The organism is Mesorhizobium sp. WSM3862 (assembly GCF_002294985.1).
In the GTDB taxonomy this organism is placed as follows: Bacteria; Pseudomonadota; Alphaproteobacteria; order Rhizobiales; family Rhizobiaceae; genus Mesorhizobium.
On record NZ_NSGE01000008.1, the window covers coordinates 119,560 to 138,610 of the forward strand.

At 63.4% G+C, this 19,051-nt stretch carries 17 protein-coding genes and 1 pseudogene; 3 read left to right on the top strand and 15 right to left on the bottom strand.

What is annotated here, in order from left to right; all coding sequences use genetic code 11:
• Positions 1–118: 118 nt before the first annotated feature.
• The 3 genes from CK224_RS23405 to CK224_RS23415 form a co-directional block, all read right to left on the bottom strand.
• Complete coding sequence (locus CK224_RS23405; RefSeq protein WP_095783386.1) at positions 119–1,111, bottom strand: glycine betaine ABC transporter substrate-binding protein; 993 nt, start codon at positions 1,109–1,111, stop codon at positions 119–121.
• 428 nt (positions 1,112–1,539) lie between these two features.
• Positions 1,540–1,788 (bottom strand): hypothetical protein, encoded by a 249-nt coding sequence (locus CK224_RS23410; RefSeq protein ID WP_141245855.1) that lies wholly within the window; start codon positions 1,786–1,788, stop codon positions 1,540–1,542.
• Between the two features lie 376 nt (positions 1,789–2,164).
• Positions 2,165–2,851, bottom strand: a complete 687-nt coding sequence (locus CK224_RS23415; RefSeq protein WP_066993109.1) for a GntR family transcriptional regulator — start codon at positions 2,849–2,851, stop codon at positions 2,165–2,167.
• 200 nt (positions 2,852–3,051) lie between these two features.
• On the opposite strand from CK224_RS23415, the gene CK224_RS23420 reads away from it, so the two are divergent.
• A complete protein-coding gene (locus tag CK224_RS23420; protein WP_095783388.1) occupies positions 3,052–4,032 on the top strand; it encodes a GlxA family transcriptional regulator in 981 nt (326 codons plus the stop codon).
• Positions 4,033–4,068: 36 nt separating this feature from the next.
• On the opposite strand, the gene CK224_RS23425 is transcribed toward CK224_RS23420, so the two are convergent.
• From CK224_RS23425 to CK224_RS23455, 7 genes are all read right to left on the bottom strand, one after another.
• Entirely contained in the window at positions 4,069–5,229 is a 1,161-nt protein-coding gene (locus CK224_RS23425; protein ID WP_082980399.1) for an ABC transporter ATP-binding protein, read from the bottom strand.
• Complete coding sequence (locus CK224_RS23430) at positions 5,222–6,364, bottom strand: extracellular solute-binding protein (protein ID WP_066993114.1); 1,143 nt, start codon at positions 6,362–6,364, stop codon at positions 5,222–5,224. The genes CK224_RS23425 and CK224_RS23430 overlap by 8 nt, the downstream gene beginning before the upstream one ends.
• Positions 6,361–7,203: an ABC transporter permease gene (locus CK224_RS23435; RefSeq protein WP_095783389.1), complete on the bottom strand. Its 843-nt coding sequence runs from the start codon at positions 7,201–7,203 to the stop codon at positions 6,361–6,363. Before CK224_RS23435 ends, CK224_RS23430 begins: the two co-directional genes overlap by 4 nt.
• A 13-nt stretch (positions 7,204–7,216) precedes the next feature.
• Positions 7,217–8,095, bottom strand: a complete 879-nt coding sequence (locus CK224_RS23440; RefSeq protein WP_095783469.1) for an ABC transporter permease — start codon at positions 8,093–8,095, stop codon at positions 7,217–7,219.
• 264 nt (positions 8,096–8,359) lie between these two features.
• Complete coding sequence (locus tag CK224_RS23445) at positions 8,360–8,791, bottom strand: hypothetical protein (RefSeq protein WP_066993122.1); 432 nt, start codon at positions 8,789–8,791, stop codon at positions 8,360–8,362.
• A gap of 216 nt (positions 8,792–9,007) precedes the next feature.
• Positions 9,008–9,730 (bottom strand): haloacid dehalogenase type II, encoded by a 723-nt coding sequence (locus CK224_RS23450; protein ID WP_095778896.1) that lies wholly within the window; start codon positions 9,728–9,730, stop codon positions 9,008–9,010.
• Positions 9,731–9,760: 30 nt separating this feature from the next.
• Complete coding sequence (locus CK224_RS23455; protein WP_095783470.1) at positions 9,761–10,696, bottom strand: DMT family transporter; 936 nt, start codon at positions 10,694–10,696, stop codon at positions 9,761–9,763.
• Between the two features lie 210 nt (positions 10,697–10,906).
• Here CK224_RS23455 and CK224_RS23460 point away from each other — a divergent pair, with 210 nt between their 5' ends.
• Together CK224_RS23460 and CK224_RS23465 are read left to right on the top strand one after the other, a co-directional pair.
• Positions 10,907–11,797, top strand: a complete 891-nt coding sequence (locus CK224_RS23460; protein ID WP_095783390.1) for a LysR family transcriptional regulator — start codon at positions 10,907–10,909, stop codon at positions 11,795–11,797.
• Positions 11,798–11,896: 99 nt separating this feature from the next.
• Positions 11,897–12,427, top strand: coding sequence for a dihydrofolate reductase family protein (locus CK224_RS23465; RefSeq protein WP_095783391.1), 531 nt, complete (start codon positions 11,897–11,899; stop codon positions 12,425–12,427).
• Between the two features lie 46 nt (positions 12,428–12,473).
• Here the strand turns inward: CK224_RS23465 and CK224_RS23470 are convergent, their stop codons facing one another.
• The 5 genes and pseudogenes from CK224_RS23470 to CK224_RS23490 form a co-directional block, all read right to left on the bottom strand.
• Positions 12,474–13,793 (bottom strand): HlyD family type I secretion periplasmic adaptor subunit, encoded by a 1,320-nt coding sequence (locus tag CK224_RS23470; protein WP_095783392.1) that lies wholly within the window; start codon positions 13,791–13,793, stop codon positions 12,474–12,476.
• 3 nt (positions 13,794–13,796) lie between these two features.
• A complete protein-coding gene (locus CK224_RS23475) occupies positions 13,797–15,554 on the bottom strand; it encodes a type I secretion system permease/ATPase (RefSeq protein WP_095783393.1) in 1,758 nt (585 codons plus the stop codon).
• A 51-nt stretch (positions 15,555–15,605) separates the two neighbouring features.
• Positions 15,606–17,117, bottom strand: coding sequence for a family 16 glycosylhydrolase (locus CK224_RS23480; RefSeq protein WP_095783394.1), 1,512 nt, complete (start codon positions 17,115–17,117; stop codon positions 15,606–15,608).
• A gap of 355 nt (positions 17,118–17,472) precedes the next feature.
• Positions 17,473–18,127, bottom strand: a pseudogene (locus CK224_RS23485) (pyrroline-5-carboxylate reductase dimerization domain-containing protein).
• A 108-nt stretch (positions 18,128–18,235) separates the two neighbouring features.
• Positions 18,236–18,940, bottom strand: coding sequence for an SDR family oxidoreductase (locus CK224_RS23490; RefSeq protein ID WP_095783471.1), 705 nt, complete (start codon positions 18,938–18,940; stop codon positions 18,236–18,238).
• Between the last annotated feature and the right edge of the window lie 111 nt (positions 18,941–19,051).

Consider the following 19,051-nt stretch of genomic DNA (forward strand, 5'->3'; position numbering starts at 1 on the left):
TAGGCGACACATTGCCGGCCACGGGCGGAGAGCAGGGAACGAAGGCTACGCCGACAGACCGAGCCGCATCGGAGGCCTTGAGAATCCTCAAAGCCTCCACTTTGCTCGGTTGCCGGATTTAGAGCGCGGCCTTGACCTTTTCGGCGACGTCAGCCGGGACCCACTTGGTCCAGACTTCCGGCATGTTCTTGATGAACCACTTGGCGCCGTCCTCGCCGTTGGCCTGGTTGTCGGTCATCCACAGCATCACCTTGCCGACTTCGGCCTGGGTCCAGCTGCGCTTGGCGAAATAGTCCTTGACCGGACCGACGTCGCCACGCGAGGTGAACTTGCTGCTGGCCAGCGTCACCATCTCAGCCTGTTTCCAGTAGTTCGGCTTCGGATCGGGGCAGTCCTGCTTGGAGGTGCAACGCGCCCACTCGGCATCGTCGTGAGCCATTTCGAGGCGCACCATTGGATACTTCACCAGCAGCGATGTCGGCGCCCAATATTGCGCGAGAAATCCCTGCTTCTGTTCATAGGCCTTGGAGATCACGCCATCGAGCGCTGCAGCCGAGCCCGTTGGGACCAGCTCGAAGCCCTTCTTGTCACCCTCGATGGCCTTATAGAGCTGCGCCGTCACGACCGTGTCGCCCCAGCCCTGTGGCCCCTGGATAACGCCACCCTTGGAAGGGTCTTCCGGAGCCGGGAACAGCTCAGGATGCTTCATGGCGTCGTCGACGGTCTTGATGTCGGGATGCGCGTCAGCGACGTATTTGGGAATGTACCAGCCGGAAACCTGTCCGTCGCTGATCGCGGTCCCGATCTGGCTGATCCGCCCCTCGGCGGCGCCCTTGGTATAGACGTCACCAAGCAGGCTTGGCGTCGATTCCGAAGAGATATCCGGCTGGCCCTTCTCGATCATCGCGGTGATCGTCGGCACGGTGTCGCCAGCAACCGTCGTGGCGTTGCAGCCATAGCCGTTCTTCAGGATGAACTGGTCGACATTGGACATGGCCTCGGCCGACTGCCAGCTGAAGACCGCCAAAGTAATGTCGCCGCAGGCTGCGTGTGCGGCTCCGGCGCTCAGCAGAGCCCCCAGGGCAACGGCGGGAAAGAGCAATTGTCTCATTGTGTTCTCCTCACTTTTTCGCGTGGCTTATTGATGAACCGACACCGAACCCACGCCGCCCGGCGAAACTGAGCCTGCGACTAGCAGGTGATGCAAAACGGCGGTCTCATCGTCTCCCCATTGCTCGGTAGATCGCGATGTCCCCGCCTGCTTCCGGCTGCGGAGGCGCCACTGAGGCCTTCGGCCGACACTTTGTGCGGCAGATCGGTAATGAAACCGGAGTTGTGGCCTGCAGGTCCGGCGCATTCGATGGGGCGCAAAATTGCACACGGGCGCGCCAGAGTCAACGAATTGTATTATCTGCGTACACAGATTTTATAATCACATAACACATAGCCTGCCGAAGACCGTTCACCGGGCGTGTCGTCGGAGGCCGCACGCCTCTTCCAGGGACTTGTCGTGCCGTCCTTGCGCTCGTCGCTCGCAACTCACACTGGCTGGCGCCGCAGCTCTATCATTTTCAGGGGGATCATCCGGATATCAGGATCAGGGTCGTAGCCATCGACAGGGGCATCGAACCCGATCAGGACATAAAGGTCACCGTCTGAGTCCGGCCTCGAGACTTTCAGGACCCCAACAGCTGGTTCGTCTGCGACGAAGTGATCTCCCCGGTCTGCTCGCCAAGCTACCTTTCGGCTCATGCCGAGCTGCGCACGGTCGACGATCTCGGCCGTCACCGGTTGCTCCATTCGTCCGACGCCTACCGCAAGCGCATGGCTGGCCCGAATGGGTGGAACTGGCGGGAGGCGATGGCGCCGGGATCAAACCCCACATCGTCTTCTACGACCATCAGCTAACGCTGCAGGCGGCGCTTGCCGGCGAGGGGATCGCGCTGGGTTCGTCGCTGACGGCTCACTATCTTCTCAGCAACAAGCTTCTCGTGCGGCCGCTGCGGTCGGAGATAAGAACCGACAGAGCCTTCTTCCTGCTGACGAATGATCGTACGGGCCAAGGCCGAAAATCGCCGAGCTTGTGGAAGGCTTCGCTGCCGGCACCGGGCCCGGCAGCAGGCGTTCTTCCTATCCCGGCCGCAGTCGCTTTCCTAAGCGGCCGTCAGTTATCGCCGACCAGCGCGTCCGCCTTCATGCCCTGGGGCGCGATGAACATTTCCATGTTCTCGCGCGACAGTTCCCAGTGCTCGAACACGAGGTCGACGACGGCGTCCTCCTCATGCGCGCCGATGGCTGAGATGAAGCCGTCATGATGTTCGACCGCCGTCTGCAGCCGCTTGCGCATGTCGTCATTGCGTGGGCGGAAGAAGGTATGGCCGATGCGGGCGTGGTCGATCAGCAACCTGCCGAGGCTGGGCTGAAGATAGGCGTTCGCAGACATCTCACCGATGATCTCGTGAAACCTGTTGTTCTCGACCACCATGGAAAGCGCGTCGCCTGACTTGCTGGCGGCACGAAAACGCTCCTGCGTGTCCTTCAGGTCTACCATTTGCGAAGGCTTGAAATTCTGCACGGCCAGCCGGCCGATGGCGGCGTAGACCATGGGGGCGACCAGGAAGAATTGCCGAAGGGTCGAATGGTTCATCGGAACGACCCTGGCGCCCCGGTTCGCGCGGATTTCGATATAACCTTCGCCCTCCAGCCGGCGGAAGATTTCCCTGACCGGGGTCCGCGACAGGCCATAGCGCTCGCTCAGCGCCACCTCGTCCAGATCCTCGTCAGGATCGAGCTCCATTGTCAGGATGCGACGCTTCAGATCGTCATAGAGACTGCCCTTGCTTCCCTTCATGGCGCACCTTCGGAATCATCCCTGCCAATCGACATATCTGGCACGGTTGGAAGAGTCGCATGCACTTGCAAGTGAGTCAACGGATTGTATTTTCTTGGTACACAATATATGACCGATGGATCGGTGGCCCAAATGACAGCCCGGACGGCGATCTAGTCTGAATGAGCTTCGGATAACGCAAGGGACAGGTCCGCAAAAGCATGGCCAAGAAGTTTGCGTTTCTCCTGGTGCGTGATTTCACTTTGTCGCCGCTGTCGCTTTTCATCGACACGCTGCGTTTGGCCGGCGACGAGGGCGACCGCAGCCGCAGGGTGGAGTTCGACTGGCAGATCATCGGCGAGCGCGGCCTGCCGATCCGGGCGAGCTGCGGCGTCGAATTGCTGCCGACCAAGGCGATCGGCAATCCGGAGGATTTCGACAACGTCGTCGTGGTCGGCGGCCTGCTCGACACCAACCGCAATCTCAGCGCTGAAAAGGAGGCCTTCCTTCTGCGGGCCGCCGACAAGGGCGTGCCGATAACCGCGCTGTGCACGGGAAGCTTCGTGCTGGCCCGCTACGGCTTGCTGGACGGCTACAGCGCCGCCGTCAGCTGGTTCCACATCAAGGATTTTCGCGCCGAGTTCCCCGATGTGAATGCGCATGCCGACAGCCTCTATTCCGTCGACCGCGGCCGCGCGACATGCGCCGGCGGCACCGGCGCGGCAGACCTTGCCGGATATTTCGTGTCGCAATTCATCGGTCAGAAGGCGGCGGAAAAGGCCGCCAAGATCCTTGTGCTCGATCGCATCCGCAACATCCGAGACGTGCAGCCCGTCGGCGACCTGTTTCCCGAAGCGTCGAGCCGTGCGGTGAAACGGGCCTTGCTGCTGATGGAAAGCAGCCTGCAGGAAAAGATATCGGTCACCGAGATCGCAAGCCGGTTGAATTGCTCCCGGCGCCAGCTCGAGCGTCTTTTCGCGACCGAGCTGGGCACAAGCCCGATGGCCGCGTACCTGGCGCTCCGGGTTCACTACGCCAAGTCGCTGCTGGAAGGCAGCGACCTGCAGATAGGCGACATCGCCTACAGATGCGGCTTCGAAAATGCCGGGCACTTCAGCCGGGTATTCCGCCAGCACACCGGCATCACGCCGACCAATCTCAGGCATCCCGGCCGCTTGCCTGCTCAAGCCGCTAAGCAGTGAATTCCTGAAGGCCGATGCGAACAGGGGCTTGGTAGGCTACGAAATTCGCTGCCCGTTCTCGTCCAGCAAAACACAGCCGCTCGGATCGAACCCGACCTCGATGATCTCGCCCTCCCGGACGATGCGGCCGTTGATCGGCGCGTTGGCGCGGATGCTCGTCTTGCCGCCGAAGTCGATCTCGTAAATGGCGCTGCCGCCGAGATAGGAGGTCGAGACGACCCGGCCGGAGAGCCGGTTGCCGCCTGCTGCAGGACCGACCGACAGTTTCTGCGACCGCACCACCACGGTGACCTTGCTGCCCGGCGCCAGCGGCCGCGGCGACGTTACATGGACGGTCTGGCCGGCGGCAAGCGTCACCGCTATCTGCCCGTCGGATCTGCTGACAGTGCCGGCAAGCATGTTGGCCTTGCCGAGGAAATCGGCGACGAAGGCGGTGGCGGGCCGCTCATAGACCTCCTCCGGCGTGCCGATCTGCTCGACCGAGCCGGCGTTCATCACCACGATGCGGTCCGACATGGAGAGCGCTTCTTCCTGGTCGTGGGTGACGAAGATGGCGGTGATGCCGGTTGCCTTCTGGATCTTCTTGATCTCGACGCGCATCTCCTCGCGCATGTTGGCGTCGAGCGCCGACAGCGGCTCGTCGAGCAGCAGCACCTGCGGTTCGAAGACGATGGCCCGCGCCAGCGCGATGCGCTGCTGCTGCCCGCCCGACAATTGCGAGGGCAGCTTCTTCTCGCTGCCCGGCAGCCGCACCATGTCGAGCGCCTGGCCGACCCTGCGCGCGATCTCGGGCTTCGGCACGTTGCGATACTTCAGGCCGAAGGCGACATTGTCGAACACGCTCTTGTGCGGGAACAGCGCGTAGCTCTGGAATACCAGGCCGATGTTGCGCTTGTAGATCGGCACGTCGTCGACCCGTCGCCCGTCGATCATGATCTGGCCGCCAGAAATATCGACCAGCCCGGCGATGGAGCGCAGGATCGTCGTCTTGCCGCAGCCCGACGGCCCGAGCAGCGTGACGAAGCTGCCCTTGCGGATCGACAGCGAGAAGTCGCGAACCGCGACGAACTTGCCATAGGCGATGTCGATGTCGCGGAACTCGACCGCCGGCTGCTCCGCATCCATGTTGGGAGCGGTGCCGGGTGCCCCGGCCGAGACCGGCCGGGGGCTGAGTGACGCTTGGCTTCTGTCAGGCACCTTTCGCGATCCTGTCCCATTGTTTGGTCCAGGCGTCCTCGTTGGTCGCCCAGTAGACCGGATCGGCGAAGGTCAGCGCCTTCATCGAGCCGGTCTTGTCGAAAGCCGGCAGCTTCTCGATCTTCTCGGTGAGCTTCACCTTGGTCGGGTCGAGCGACGGCGGGTAGCTCTGGCCCTCGGCCACCGCGATGGAGGTGGCCGGATCGAGCATGAAGTTGATCAGCTCTTCGCATTCGGTCATCGGCGAGCCTTTCAGGATCAGCATGTCCTCCATCCAGGCATAGGAGCCAGCAGGATCGAGATAGCCGATCGGATGGCCCTGATCCTGCAGGGCGGCGACGCGGCCCGACCAGGCGTCGGTCACCACGATCTCGCCCTTGGACAACAGGTCCATCAGTTCCGCGCCGGAGCTCCAGAATTTTTTGGCGAGGTCGCGCGTCTCGCGCACCTTGGCCCAGATCGTGTCCATGTCCTTGATGTTGTTGGGATCCTGTCCGGTGGCCAAAGCCGCGTACCAGACGCGCGTGGTCATGTCGGCATAGCCGCCGACCTTGCCGGCGTATTTCTTGTCGAGCAGCAGGCCGGCACCCTTTTCCTTCGCCTCCTCGGGCGAGATCACCTTGGTGTTGTAGGCGATGCCGGTGGTGCCGTAGTCGTAGGGCACCGCCGAGAGCTTTGGCGTCAGCTTGCGGAACGGCTCGATCATCGGCTGCAGCACATTCGCCATGTTGGGAATGTTGGCCTCGTTGATCTCCGAGTTCATGCCGGCATTGACGTATTTGATGTAGTAGTTGACGCCGGACGAATGCACGATCTGGAAGTCGCCGGGCTTCGCCGTCTTGATCTTGGTGATGATCTCGTTCTCGTCGCCGAACGTGCCCTGGACCACCTTGATCTTGGTCTTGGCCGTGTAGGGCTGGAAGGCGTATTTGTCGATCGCCTCCTGCACGGTTCCGCCCCAGCCGTCGAAGCGCACCTGCTCGACCGCGGCGAGCGCGCGGCTCATCCACGGCATGGAGAGGCCGGCCGAGGCCGCGGCGGCGGCGGTCAGGCTCAGAAAGGTGCGGCGGCTCAAATCGCCGTTCACGTAGCGGTCATGCAGCCGTTCCAGCCGCTTGGTGGTGGATAGTTTCATTTTGCTTCCTCCTTTGGTTCGCCTCGTCTTCTCAATTTTGTCAGGCTTTGCATGAGAACGCCGCCGATCAGCGGGATGCCGACGGTCACCAGGATCATGACCGTGCCCAGCGCATTGATCTCCGGGCTGATCGAAATCTTCAGCATCGAAAGGATTTGGGTAGGCATGGTCTCGACGCCGGCCGGCCGCCAGAACAGGCTGGCCGAGGTGTTGTCGAACGAGATGGTGAAGGCGAGCAGCGCGCCCGCCACCACCGCCGGGATGAGCAGCGGCAGCGTGATCTCGCGGAAGGACGAGAAGCGCGAGGCGCCGAGCGAAAGCGCGGCCTCCTCGTAGACGCGCCGGATGCCCACCATGCGTGCCTGGGTGATCAGCACCACATAGGGCACGGCGAGCAGAATATGGCCGAGCACCAGGAGGAGCAACGTCCGCGGCTGGTCGACCGCCTTGATCAGCACCAGGAGGCCGACGCCCAGAATGGTTTCGGGCACCAGCGCCGGCAGGATCACCAGCGTGCTCAGCGCCTGCTTGCCGGGGAAGTCGAAACGCACCAGCGCGAACGAGGTGACGACGCCGATCGCCGTGGTGGCGGCCGCGGTGACCAGAGCGATCCACAGCGACGTCCGGAACGCGGCCAGCACCGCCTCATTGGCCATCAGCTTGCCGTACCATTGCAGCGAAAAGCCGGTCATCGGGAAGCCGCCGAACATCGAGGCGTTGAACGACAGGATGACGGTCGCCGCAATCGGCGCGAACATGAAGATGTAGACGCAGAGCGTGACGAAGCCGGTCAGCCGCCAGGCCCATCTGCCTTCCTGTTTCCGGCGTGCAGGCTTCATCCGCCCAATCCCCTCATCCTCCAAGGCCTTTGACGATCTGCGACATGCCCATGTAGCGGGTGTAGATGGCGGCGAAGAAACCGAGCACGACGAACAGCACGATCGAAAGCGTGGCGCCCATCGGCCAGTTCAGCTCGCTCATGATGGTGTCGTAGATCAGATTGCCGAACAGCGCGTCGCGGCCCGAGCCCAGAAGCTGCGGCGTCACATAGCTGCCGGCGGCAAGCACGAAGCAGAGCAGCAGGCCGGCCGCGAGGCCGGGCAACGAAAGCGGCAGCGTCACCTCGCGAAACGCTTGCGCGCTGGTGCAGCCCATCGAGCGGGCTGCTGCAATCAGCGTGCGGTCGATGCTTTCCAGGCTGACATAGACGTTGAGGATCATGTAGGGCAGCAGGAAATGCAGCAGCCCCATGATCACCGCGCCCTCGGTGTAGAGCATCGGCAGCGGCTCGCTGACAATGCCCAACTTTATGAGCGCCACGTTGATGACGCCCTGTTCGCCGAGAATGTTGATCCAGGAAAAGGTGCGGATGGTGAAGCTGATCCAGAACGGCACGATGAGCAGGAGAAGCAGCAGCCACTTGTGCTTGAAGCTCGTCGCCCAGATGAAATAGGCCGGAAAATAGCCGAGCACGCCGCAGAGCAGCGCGGTGACGGCGCCGACCCGCAGCGTCTTCAACAGGAAGCCGTGATAGTAGCTGTCGGTGAGGAATTCGTGCCAGTTCGCGGTTGTCAGCGCGCTGGTTTCCACGCCGGCGGTGACGAAGGTGAAGAAGGTGTAGACCGACATCACGGCGATCGGCAGCACCAGGAAGAAGATCAAGAGCAGCAGCACCGGCGCGATCAGCATCCAGGCCAGCCGTGGATCATACAAGGTCCATCGATTTTTCATGCGCACCCGAAGGTCCGCGCTTTCTTTGAAGCGCTTCTTGTTCCCGCGGGTCAGATTGGGTGATTGGGCGCGCGATGTCTACAGGCGGCGATTGAGCCAGAGAGCCTCCGACTGTTGGCGATGGCGTCGTGCCTCCACGCAAACAGTCCAGGCAAGCAAGGAAAAGGGCCCGACATCGGGCCCTTCGCATTCTACCGGACACTCGGTGCGGCTGGATCAGGTGGCGCCAATTGGCGGAGGGAATGACCCGCTTGGCCCGCCCCCTTATTTCAGCCCGATGGTCATGCCGCTGAGATCGGCATTGATCTGCAGGCCTACCTGCCGGCCTGTGAGCTGGAGTTCGGCGCCCTTGTCGTTGGTCATGACGATCACCTGAGCGCCTCTGCCGAGCGCCCCGCCGCCGCCCGCCGCGCCGTACACTCCCGCCACGTCGCGGGCGCGGCGAATGTGGCGCACCGTGCCTTTGAAATAGGTCTTGGAAGCCCCGAAGGCGAGGCCGCCCGAGATGCCGCCGATCGAGATGGGATAGTTGCGACCACGGAAGGTCAGCGTGCCTTCGCCGCCGGCGCCGCCGATGAAGAAGGCCGCCTTATAGATGGAGAAGCGGATCGTGCCGCTGTCGGCGTGAGCTGCGCTGGCAAAGCTCACGCCGACAGCGGCGATGACCGCAATCGCGGCTGAACGAATTCTGGACATGGTGAGACTCCTCGAAAGCGCCGATTGCCCAACCGGCAGGGCACGTCAGCGTTGTATCAAACGATAGCTGAACAGTCTCGCAGGTCTTTTGGTTCCAAGGCTCGCGGATTGAATCGGGTTGCGGGAGGATGCCACGCAAGCAGGCGGCGTGGCGTCGTCCGGCTATCTCCGTCATCCGCCTCGGCCCGGTCGGTGCCTCCTCCACGCGCTGCGGCCTCAGGCGCCCAATTCTTGCCTGTGCGCCTTGACGAGGTCGGCCATGCTGTCGAAGCGGAAATCCACATTTGGCATATCGCCGGGGTGCATCGTGGCGCCGAAGCCCTGGTCGGCATGACGGCGATAGATCCAGCACGATGCCAGGCCGACGCGATTGGCGGGAGCGTGGTCATGGAACATGCTTTCGGCCGTGTGCAGGACTTGGCTTTTCTCCACCCCGATCGTCGCCAGCTTTTCGAGCATATAGTCGAAGTTGCGGGCGGAGGGCTTGTAGGAGCCGATGTCCTCTGCCGTGTATATCGCGTCGAAGTCGACGCCGAGCTTCTTGTTGCTGAACGAAAAGCTCTTGTTGTCGACGTTGGAAAGGATGATCAGCTTGTAGTGCTGCTTGAGATACCGCAAGGCTTCCGCCGAGTCGGCAAAGGCCGGCCAATCCTTCACGCTTTCGCCATAGGCCGTGCATTCCTCCGCGGTGGCGACGACGCCCCATTCCTCGGCAAGCCGCTTGTAGACGATCGGCAGAAGGTCGCGGTAGCGTCTTGCCGGAGTCCAGTTCTGCTGGCTGGATTCGTGCCGGGCATGCGCCTCGAGGATGTCGTCGCGGCTCAAACGGCGGCCGGCGCGCTCTGTCAGCGGCTTCAGGCCCTCGATCATGCCGGATTCCCAGTCGATGAGCGTGCCGTAGCAGTCGAAGGTCAGGGCCTTGAAATCGGTCAGCTTCATGGAATTGCACTCCTTGTTGGTGTCGCGTGATTATCCGGCAGGCTGCTCGCATGAGCTCAAACGCGCCTTGTCCTTCGATGCAGCGCTCCTCGATGAGGTCAGCCAGACACCGAACAGGGTCACCGCCAGGCCGAGGAACATCGCTCTCGATAGCGGTTCGCCGAAGATCAGCCACGCCCAGAGCATCGTCACTGGCGGGCTGAGATAGACCACGCTGCTGACCTGTGCGGCGGTGTAGTGGCGCAGGCTCATATAGTAGACGCCGTAGCAGAAGAAGGTCGAGAACAGCACCAGCCACGCCATGCCGAACTGGAAACGCCCGTCGAGCGGCGGTGTCAGGCCGCCGTTCCATTCCGCGCAGGCGGCAAAGAGGATCGCCGCCGTCAGGCATTGAATGCACAAGCTCTGATGGATGGGCATATCGATCGTCCTGATCCGCTTCTGCACCACGGTCGCCAGGGCGAACACCAGCATGGAAGCGACGGTGAGGACATAGGCCCAGACCGGTGCTTTGCCGAGACTGAGGCTGTCCAGGGAGACGATAAGGACGCCGCTCGCGCCCAGGGCCGTTCCGATCCATTGCCTTGCGCTCAGCCGGTGGCCGAGAATGGGCTGCGACAGCGCCGCGATGGCGAGAGGCACAAGATCGGAGATCAGCGCGACGAGGCCGGTCGGAACGCGCTGGCCGATGGCAAGGGCGAACCCGCCCAGATAGAGGAACATCGTCGCCACGCCGAACGCCATTTGCTGCGCCAAGGCGCGCCCGCTGATGCGCTGCCCGATCAGGAGAGCAAATGGCAGCAGGATCATTCCGGACAAAAAAGTCCGCCAGAACAGGACCAGCATGACGTCGGCGTTCTCGCTGGCGTAGCGGATGCCGACGAAGCCGGAGCTCCAGCTTAGGACCAGGGCTGCCGCCACGGTCGGCCATACGAGCGAATGGGCCTTGTTTTTAGGGAGCGTCATGGCGGCCTTGTTCGAACGGTGCGCCGTGTTCCTGAAGCGGATCACCAGCGCTGTCTGGCGCAGACTTATGGCCGCACACTCGCTGCCTTGCACATGACAAATTTCGATAGGCTCATGAAACAGCCAGGAATAAGGACATAAGAATTTGCCCGAAAACCCGCTCTGTGTCAGAGGTTTGGCGCGGTGCTTTCATTGCAAGCGAGGATTGTCATGGCTGGAATTATGAGCCGCCGCCTGGATGTCGATGCCCTGCGGGCGCTGGTCGCGATCGAGAAACATGGCGGTGTCACCCGTGCGGCCGAGGTTCTGGGCTTGTCGCAATCGGCCGTCAGCCACAAGATGAGGCGGCTGGAAGCGAGCCTCGACTGCGAAATCCTCAGCCGGAAGCCAAACGCGCCGCTGTTCACCACGGCCGGGCACGATCTCCTGGCTTATGCGCGGCGCATCCTGGGTATTCATGACGAGGCGGTACTGAGCCTCTCGAAAAGCACGCTGCAAGGCAAGATCGCGCTGGGAATGACCGAGGATACGACCTGCACGGATCTCTCACGCATTCTTGGCCGGTTCCGTAGGCTTCATCCCGAGGTGAGCGTCCGTACGCAAGTGCGCATGAGCCTCGTCTTGCGGGAGCAGCTCAGCCAGGGGGCCCTTGACGCCGCGATCGTCCAGCTGTTCCAGCACGAGGTTCGCCCTGCCGACATCGTCCTCTACCGCGAGACGCTGCACTGGGTGAAGTCGCCGGATCTGGTCCTGTCGAAGGAAAAGCCGATCCCGTTCCTGTCCTTCGACGAGAACTGCTTCTATCGGCGCTGGGGTCTCGATCTTGGGCAGGACGAGGGCACGGTGTTCGAGACCGTGTTCGAATGCTCCAGCGCAGCCGGTATCATCGCCGGCGTGACCTCCGGGCTCGGCGTCGCGCTCTTGAGCCAGCGGCACCTGCAACCCGGCATGGAGATCGTCGACAAACACTTCCCCAAACCGCCGGACCTGGCCTATGTGATCAGGCGCGCGCGCAACTCCCGAAATCCCGCGCTGGAGACTTTGGTCAGGGAGATCGAAGCCGAAGTCAAACGCTACGGGGCGCTTCAGATCGCCGTTTGAAACCGTCGTGCTGGCCAGGAGCGCGACAAGGCCGTCACAGATCACGCAGCGGCGCGATTCACCGGTATCCTGAAAAGAAGGCTGGAATGGAATATTAGCATGGCGAAGCTCGTCTTCGGAATGAATCAGTCACTGGACGGCTATGTCGACCACGAGGCATTTGCGCCCGATCCCGCGCTGTTTCGTCACTGGATAGAGCAAGTGCGCGGCCTGACGGGCAGCGTGTACGGTCGTCGCATGTACGAGGTGATGCGCTACTGGGACGAAGACTGTTCCGAGTGGACCCCTGAGCTCCGCGAATTCGCGACGGCGTGGCGGAGCCAGCCGAAGTGGGTGGTGTCGAGCACGTTGCTGTCGGTTGGCCCCAACGCCACGCTTGTCGAAGGTGGCCTGGCGGAGGTGATACGTGACCTGAAGGCTCGGCTCGCTGGAGAGATCGCCGTTTCCGGGCCGGACCTGGCGCGAAGCCTGACCGACCTCGGGCTTATCGATGAGTATCGTCTCTACATCCATCCCGTCGTGCTTGGTCACGGAAAGCCATTCTTCGCCGGCCCCCGGCCGCCGCTACGCCTCGTGGCCAGTGATTTGATCGGGGAGGAAGCGATCAGATTGACTTATGTCCCTGCGTAGGCACGCAACTCCCCGACGGCGCCGTCGCGTCGGGCGGAGCGCCCGCTCACCTCTCCGCAAACGCCCGGGCGAACGAATCCACCATCGGCCGCGCCAGATACTCGAAGAAGGTGCGGTCGCCGGTGTTGATGAAGGCTTCGACCGGCGTTCCCGGATAGAGTTGCTCCGGCTTGACGCCGGGCGGGAGCGCGTCGGCGATCTTCAGCTTGGCGCGGAAATAGGGTTCGTGGGTAGCCTGGTCGATCAGCCGGTCGGCCGAGATCTGCGTCACGGTCGCCGATACCTCTGGCGTCAGCCGCGTGTTGAGCGCCGACAGCCTGAGCTTCGCCGGCTGGCCGACGCGCACCTGATCGACGTCTTTCGGCCGCAGCTTGGCATCGACGTTGAGGCCCGATGCGGTGGGCAGGATCTCCATGATCTTTTCGCCGGGCGCGATCACGCTGCCTTTCGAATTATAGGTGGAGGACACCACGATGCCCGCCGACGGCGCCTTGATCGTCGTGCGCTGAAGCACCGCTTCGGCTGCCCTGATCTGCTCCTCGATGTCGGCGAGGTTGGTGCGGACCTCGTCGAGCTTGGTCAGCGCTTCCTCCACGCGCTGCGTGGTCAGCCGCTCGACCTGCACCTGCGCCTCCACGATCTGGCTGTTGGCCCCGGCAAGATTGGCCTCCAGCGCGCCGGCCTGGCCGACCAGATCGGCTTCCGAGCGCAGCAGCTGCGAATATTCGGTGCGGTTGGTGAGGCCCTTGTCGAGCAGGCCTGTCTTGATGCCGAGCTCCTTCTTCACGACATCGGCCTGCTGCTGGATGGCGAGCTTCTGGGCGTTCAAGCCCACGACCGACTCGCGATGCATGGCGACCCGCTGCGCCATGATCGATTGCTCCGACCGGAACCGGGCGAGCCTGGTGTCGAACTCCTTCTGCTGCTCGCGGATGAGATTTTGGAAATCCTGCTGGAACGGCGCCGGCGCTGCCTCGGTGATCGGCGCGAGCCTGTCCAGCCCGTCGCGCTCGGCCTCCAGCCGCGCCATGCTCGCCTTGATCGCGATCGACTGCCTGGTCAGACGGTTGAGCTCGGCTTGCGCGGCCGTCCGGTCGAGCAGGATGAGGTCCTGGCCCTGCTGCACCCGGTCGCCCTCGCGGACCAGCAGCTGCTGGATGATGCCGCCCTCCGGCTGCTGGATGAGGATGTTGCCGCCCGTCGCCGAGATCGTGCCCTGCGTGATCACCGCGCCGGACAGCGGCGCGCTTACCGCCCAATAGCCGAAGCCGCCCGCAAAGAGCGCGATTGCCGCATACCCCATGAAGGCCACGCGCCGGAAGTCGGTGCGCGGCTGTCCATCCCAGGCAAGGCTCTCGATCGTCATCGTCTAGGATCCGAAGCGGATGCCGTGCGTGCGGATCGTCGGCGCGAATGATCCGGTCACCACCGTGCCCTGCTGGGCGGCCGGGGCGTTGCCGGCGCCTCTATCGACCGTGGACCGCCGCAGCACCTCGACGCTCGGGCCGAAGGCCTCGATCACACCACCGCGCAGAACCATCACGCGGTCGCAGGCGGTGGCGATGGACGGGCGATGCGTGATCACGAGGATCGTGATGCCCGCCGCCCGCGCGGCGGCCAGCAGCGCTTCGAGCGCCGCCTCGCCGCTGCCGTCGAGATGGGAACTGGGCTCGTCGAGCACGAGAATCCGCGGGTTGCCGTAGAAGGCGCGCGCCAACCCGATCCTCTGGCGCTCGCCGCCCGAGAGCGTCCTGTCGGAAGGGCCGATCATCGTCTGGTAGCCGTCGCGCTGCGCCAGGATCAACTCATGCGCCTGGGCGCGCCTGGCGGCCTCGACGATCGCGGCGTCCTCGGCCTGCGCGTCGAAGCGGGCGACATTGTCGCCGATCGTGCCGGGAAAGAGCTCCACCTCCTGCGCCAGGTAGCCGATCTGTCGCCCCAGCTGTTTTTCGTCCCAGGTCCTGAGGTCGGCGCCGTCGATCCTCACTGCGCCCCCGGTCGGCTGCGCGGCACCGACAAGCAGCCGCGCCAGCGTCGATTTGCCGGCGCCGCTCGGCCCGACGATCGCCACCGCTTCGCCGGCGCCGATCTGGAAATTCAGCCGCTTGAGGATAGGTTCGGTGCCGGGCTGCGCGTTCGGTGCCATGAAGAAAACGTCCTGCACCGAAATCGCGCCTAACGGATCGGGGAGCGCCAGTTTCCGCTTCCCAGCCGGATGCGCAGCAAGCGCCGTCTCCAGCCGCTTCCAGGCGCGCTTTGCCTCGACGATTTGCCTCCAGGCGCCGATCAGCTGGTCGAGCGGCTGCAGCGCGCGCGACGACACCAGCGAGGAGGCGAAGATCATGCCCGCCGTCATCTGCCCCTCGAGCACCAGCCACGCGCCGGCGCCGAGGATGGCCAGCTGCAGCATCATGCGCAGCGCCCGCGAGGCGCCGCTGAAGATCGCATTGGCGCTCGAGGAACGGTCGTAAAGCGTGAGCGCTGCCCCGACATGCCGCCCCCAGACCCGAGCGGCGTTCTCGACCATGCCCATGGCGCGCAGCGTTTCGGCATTGCGGGCAAAGACCTGTTCCGCATGGCTCGCCAACGCCGAGCGTTCCGCGGACATGGCATCGTTCCGGCCAATGGCGAGCTGGTTCGCGACGACAAGGACGAGCAGAAGCACCGCGCCGGCGACTGTCACCCAGAACAGCACCGGATGGATCAGATAGAGCAAAGCGAGGAAGACGGGCGCAAAGGGCAGGTCGAACAGCACCGCCACGCCGCGCGACCGGACGAAGGCGCAGACCGAGGCGAGATCACGCAGCGGCGACAGGCCGCCGGCATATTTGGGCGCCAGCGAGACGGCGAATGTCCTTGCCCCGAGCTTCCTGTCGACGGCGGCCGCGACGCGCTGCGTGTAGACGGCGCGGATCGCGTCCAGCAGTCCGAGGAAAGCGAGCGCAAGAACCGCAATCGCCGACAGATAGACCAGCGTCTCGACGCTGGAGGAGGGCAGCACGCGGTCATAGACCTGCAGCAAATAAAGCGGGATCACCAGAAGCAGGATGTTGATCAGCAGCGAGAAGATGCCGACATCGGCGATGGCGCGCAGGAACACCGCCCGCAGGCTCGACGGTTCAGTCATATCGGCCGCCGCTAAATCATCCCGGGACATCGAACCGATCGCCTGAAAATCTTAAGCGTGGCCCCCAAACTCGGAACCGTGATGCAGCGTGCTGCTGCCGAAGCTGTGCGTGGCAGTGCTGTGCGTTGCGGTGGTGGTGCTGGTGGTGCTGCTGGTGGCGACCAGGGGGTTAGCCTCCACAGCGTCCAGCGTATAGGCGCGGATGTAGTCGATCTTCATCTCGGCCGGTGTGGCAAGATGATCCGGCGGCGCGCCGGCCTGGCCGCCGATCGCAAGATTGACCAGCATGTACATGGGCTTGTCCATGTCCGAGGGCGTCGCCGCTTCCGCGACCTGCACGCCGTCATAGGTCCAGACAAGCTTGTCCGGCGTCCACAGCAGGCCATAGGTGTGGAAACCGGCAGTATCCATCACATTCACCGTAGACCCGACCATGGTGTGCGTCCCCGTCTCCATCGTATGCGCGGTCATCAGAAGCGAGTTCGGGGTCTGGCCGTATCTTTCGACGACGTCCAGCTCAGGCGGCCACGAGCCGTCTTCCGGCAGCAGCCAGAAGGCCGGCCAGGCGCCGGCGTTTTCCGGCAGGTCGGCGCGCATTTCGAAATAGCCGTATGTCTGCGAGAAGCTGTCATGCGTGGTCAGGATGCCGGACGTGTATTCGTAATTGTTGATCAGCGGTTTGATGTCCGCCGGCGCTTGCGCCGCGGTGATGGTGAGCACGCCGTTGTTCACGCTGAACGGGTGGACCGAGCTCGTCGGCGCGTAATTGGCGTCGATATACCATTGCAGCTCGTTGTTGGTGGCGAGCGTGCTGCCGTTCGGCGCGCCCCACCAGAAGTTGGTATCCCACGTGCCGCCTTGGCTGTTGTGGAGGTTCAGCGCGTTGAAGTCGTCGCTGAAAGACAGCGTCATGTCGGACTTGTCGATCGGCAGCTGGAATTGGCTGGGCTGCAGCTTGTCGATGGTCGTGTTCTTGAACATGAGGACCTCGCCGGATCCGAGGTTCAAGATGACGTTCGGTCCCGCTTGGATCATGTTCGAGTGGATGGCGTCGAAGGAAGTGAACCCATAGCCATCGAGACGGACGCTGTCAGTCGCGGCAAAATTGGCGATCAGGTCGCTTCCGTTGCCTTTCGCGATGATGAAAGTGTCGAAACCGCCGCCACCATCGATCAGCACATCATTGCCCTTCCCGCCGTCCAGCGTCTGGTGGCCGGCCTTGGCGGTGATGATGTTGTCCAGGTCGTTTCCGAAAGCGTAGTTCTTGGCATTGGTGACGATCAGGTTCTCGACATTGTCGGGAAGCGTGTAGCTCATCCATGTGCTGATGGTGTCGATGCCTGCCCCATAGCCCTCGGCCACCTTGTTGCCCGCGGCATAGAGATAATAGATGTCATCGCCGTAGCCGCCGTGCATGGTGACATTGACGCCGGAAGCTCCATAGAAAGTGTCGTTTCCGGAGGTGCCCCACAAGTCCGGTCCGGACCCCGCCGCCGAGTACCAATGGTTGGACGAGCCGCTATAGGGGAGAGGAACGCCTACGGCATTGACGAAGCTGCTCATCGGACAACCCTCCTCGCAATACACGGCTTGCTTGAATCGGCGATGCGAACTCAACCGATCGCTAGCGGGTCAACTTGTAATTCCGGGTATCGTTCCAAGGAATTGTGTAATAGTACAGAGAAAATTTGCCGTTCAGCGATCAATTATTCGCAAGAAAAGAGAGTGAGAACGCCCTAATACAATTTGCACGCGAGGGCTCATCAGTTTTACACAATATTACTAATTTCTTTTATCAAAAATTAAGCATCGCGGCGCGAGGAGTTCGCGTAGGCGGCACGACTCACCTGAGCGGCGGGGCCCGATCCGGCGGATGCTCGCCTGATGCATTCCGCGCTCAAAGGGCGGCGTCGTCGGCTCACGCCTTGCCCATCGCGATCGACTTGAGGAACGCGGCCGCCAGTCCCTTGGCAACGGCCTGGTCGAAGCCCGCTTCGCGCATCGTCTCGATCGCGGCCGCTGTCGTGCCGCGATAGCCGAGAAAGGCCTCGACCGTATCGGCCGGTGAAGCGTCGTTGAGCTCCAGCAGCCGGCCGGTTCCGGTGAGCACGGTGTTGACTGCGCGGCGCGCGACTTCCGGCTTGAGGCCGAAGGCCACGGCGTCGCGCATCATCGCCTCGGCGAGCAGGGCAGGGAAGGCGGGGCCCGAGCCCGTCAGCCCGGTGAGATAGTCGATGTCGCGCTCGCTGCCGACCTCGTCCTCAACGCCGCAGGCTCCGAAGATCGCGCGCACGGTCGCGCGGTCAAATTCGCACCAGCTTGCCCTTGGCATCCAGCTCGAGCGACGACCAGTCCTGCGGCCGCACGGAAAGCATGATGACGTCCGAGCGGTCGGCGAGCGCCTGGTTGTCGTCGCTCCAGAAGACGCCTGGAAAGCGATCCGGCTTGGTGCTCCGATAGGAGAGGGCGAGGTTCTCCGCCCGCACCACGCCGGCCGAAAGCGCGGCACCCGCGATGGCGCCGCCCAGCCAGCCGGCGCCGCCGACAATGCCCAGCCTGAGTGAAGCGCTCATTCGTGTCTCCCTTGCAGTCTTAAGGGTGCGGGAGGCGGCGGCCATTGTCCAGCGGTCAGCCGCAGCCGCGTACCGGCGAGCGACAGCTGTGCCTGCCGAAAACGAGCCTCAGTACCCCCGCATCAATCCACCATCGACGCGGATGTTCTCGCCGGTGATATAGGCCGCGCCGTCGGAAGCGAGGAAGGAGATCGTTGCCGCCACTTCCTCGGATGTGCCGTAGCGCTTCATCGGCACGCTCTGGCGGCGTTCCTCTACGCCGGGCAGGCTGTCGATCCAGCCCGGCAGCACGTTGTTGATGCGGATGTTATCGGCCGCATAGGTGTCGGCAAAGATCTTGGTGAAGGCGGCGAGCCCGGCGCGCGCCACCGCCGAGGTCGGGAAGGCGACGCTCGGCTCGAACGCCCAGGCGGTCGAGATGTTGATGATGACGCCCGCCTTCTGCTTCTGCATCACCGGCGTCACCAGCCGGGTCGGTCGCACGACGTTGAGGAAATAGGTGTCGATGCCCTTGTGCCAGTCTTCGTCGCTGATCTCGATGATCTGCGCGCGCGGCCCGTGGCCGGCGCTGTTGACCAGCACGTCGATGCGGCCCCAGCGTTCCAGCGCGCCGTCGGTCAGCCGCTTCAGATCCTCGTTCGACTGGTTGGAGCCGGTGACGCCGAAGCCGCCGAGTTCGTGGCCCAGCGCCTCGCCCTTACCGGAGGAGGAGAGCACGCCGACCTTGAAGCCGTCGGCGGCCAGCCGCTTCGCCGCCGCCGCGCCGATACCGCTGCCCCCCGCCGTCACCAGAGCTACTTTTTCTCCTGCCATGTCGCTGTCCATCCTTGTTGAAAGCGCCTCTGTTAGCACGAGGCGGTGCAGGGCACGAACCGGTTTGGATTGCGCCACGATGGCGATTGGCGAAAGCGGACGCGGAGTCCG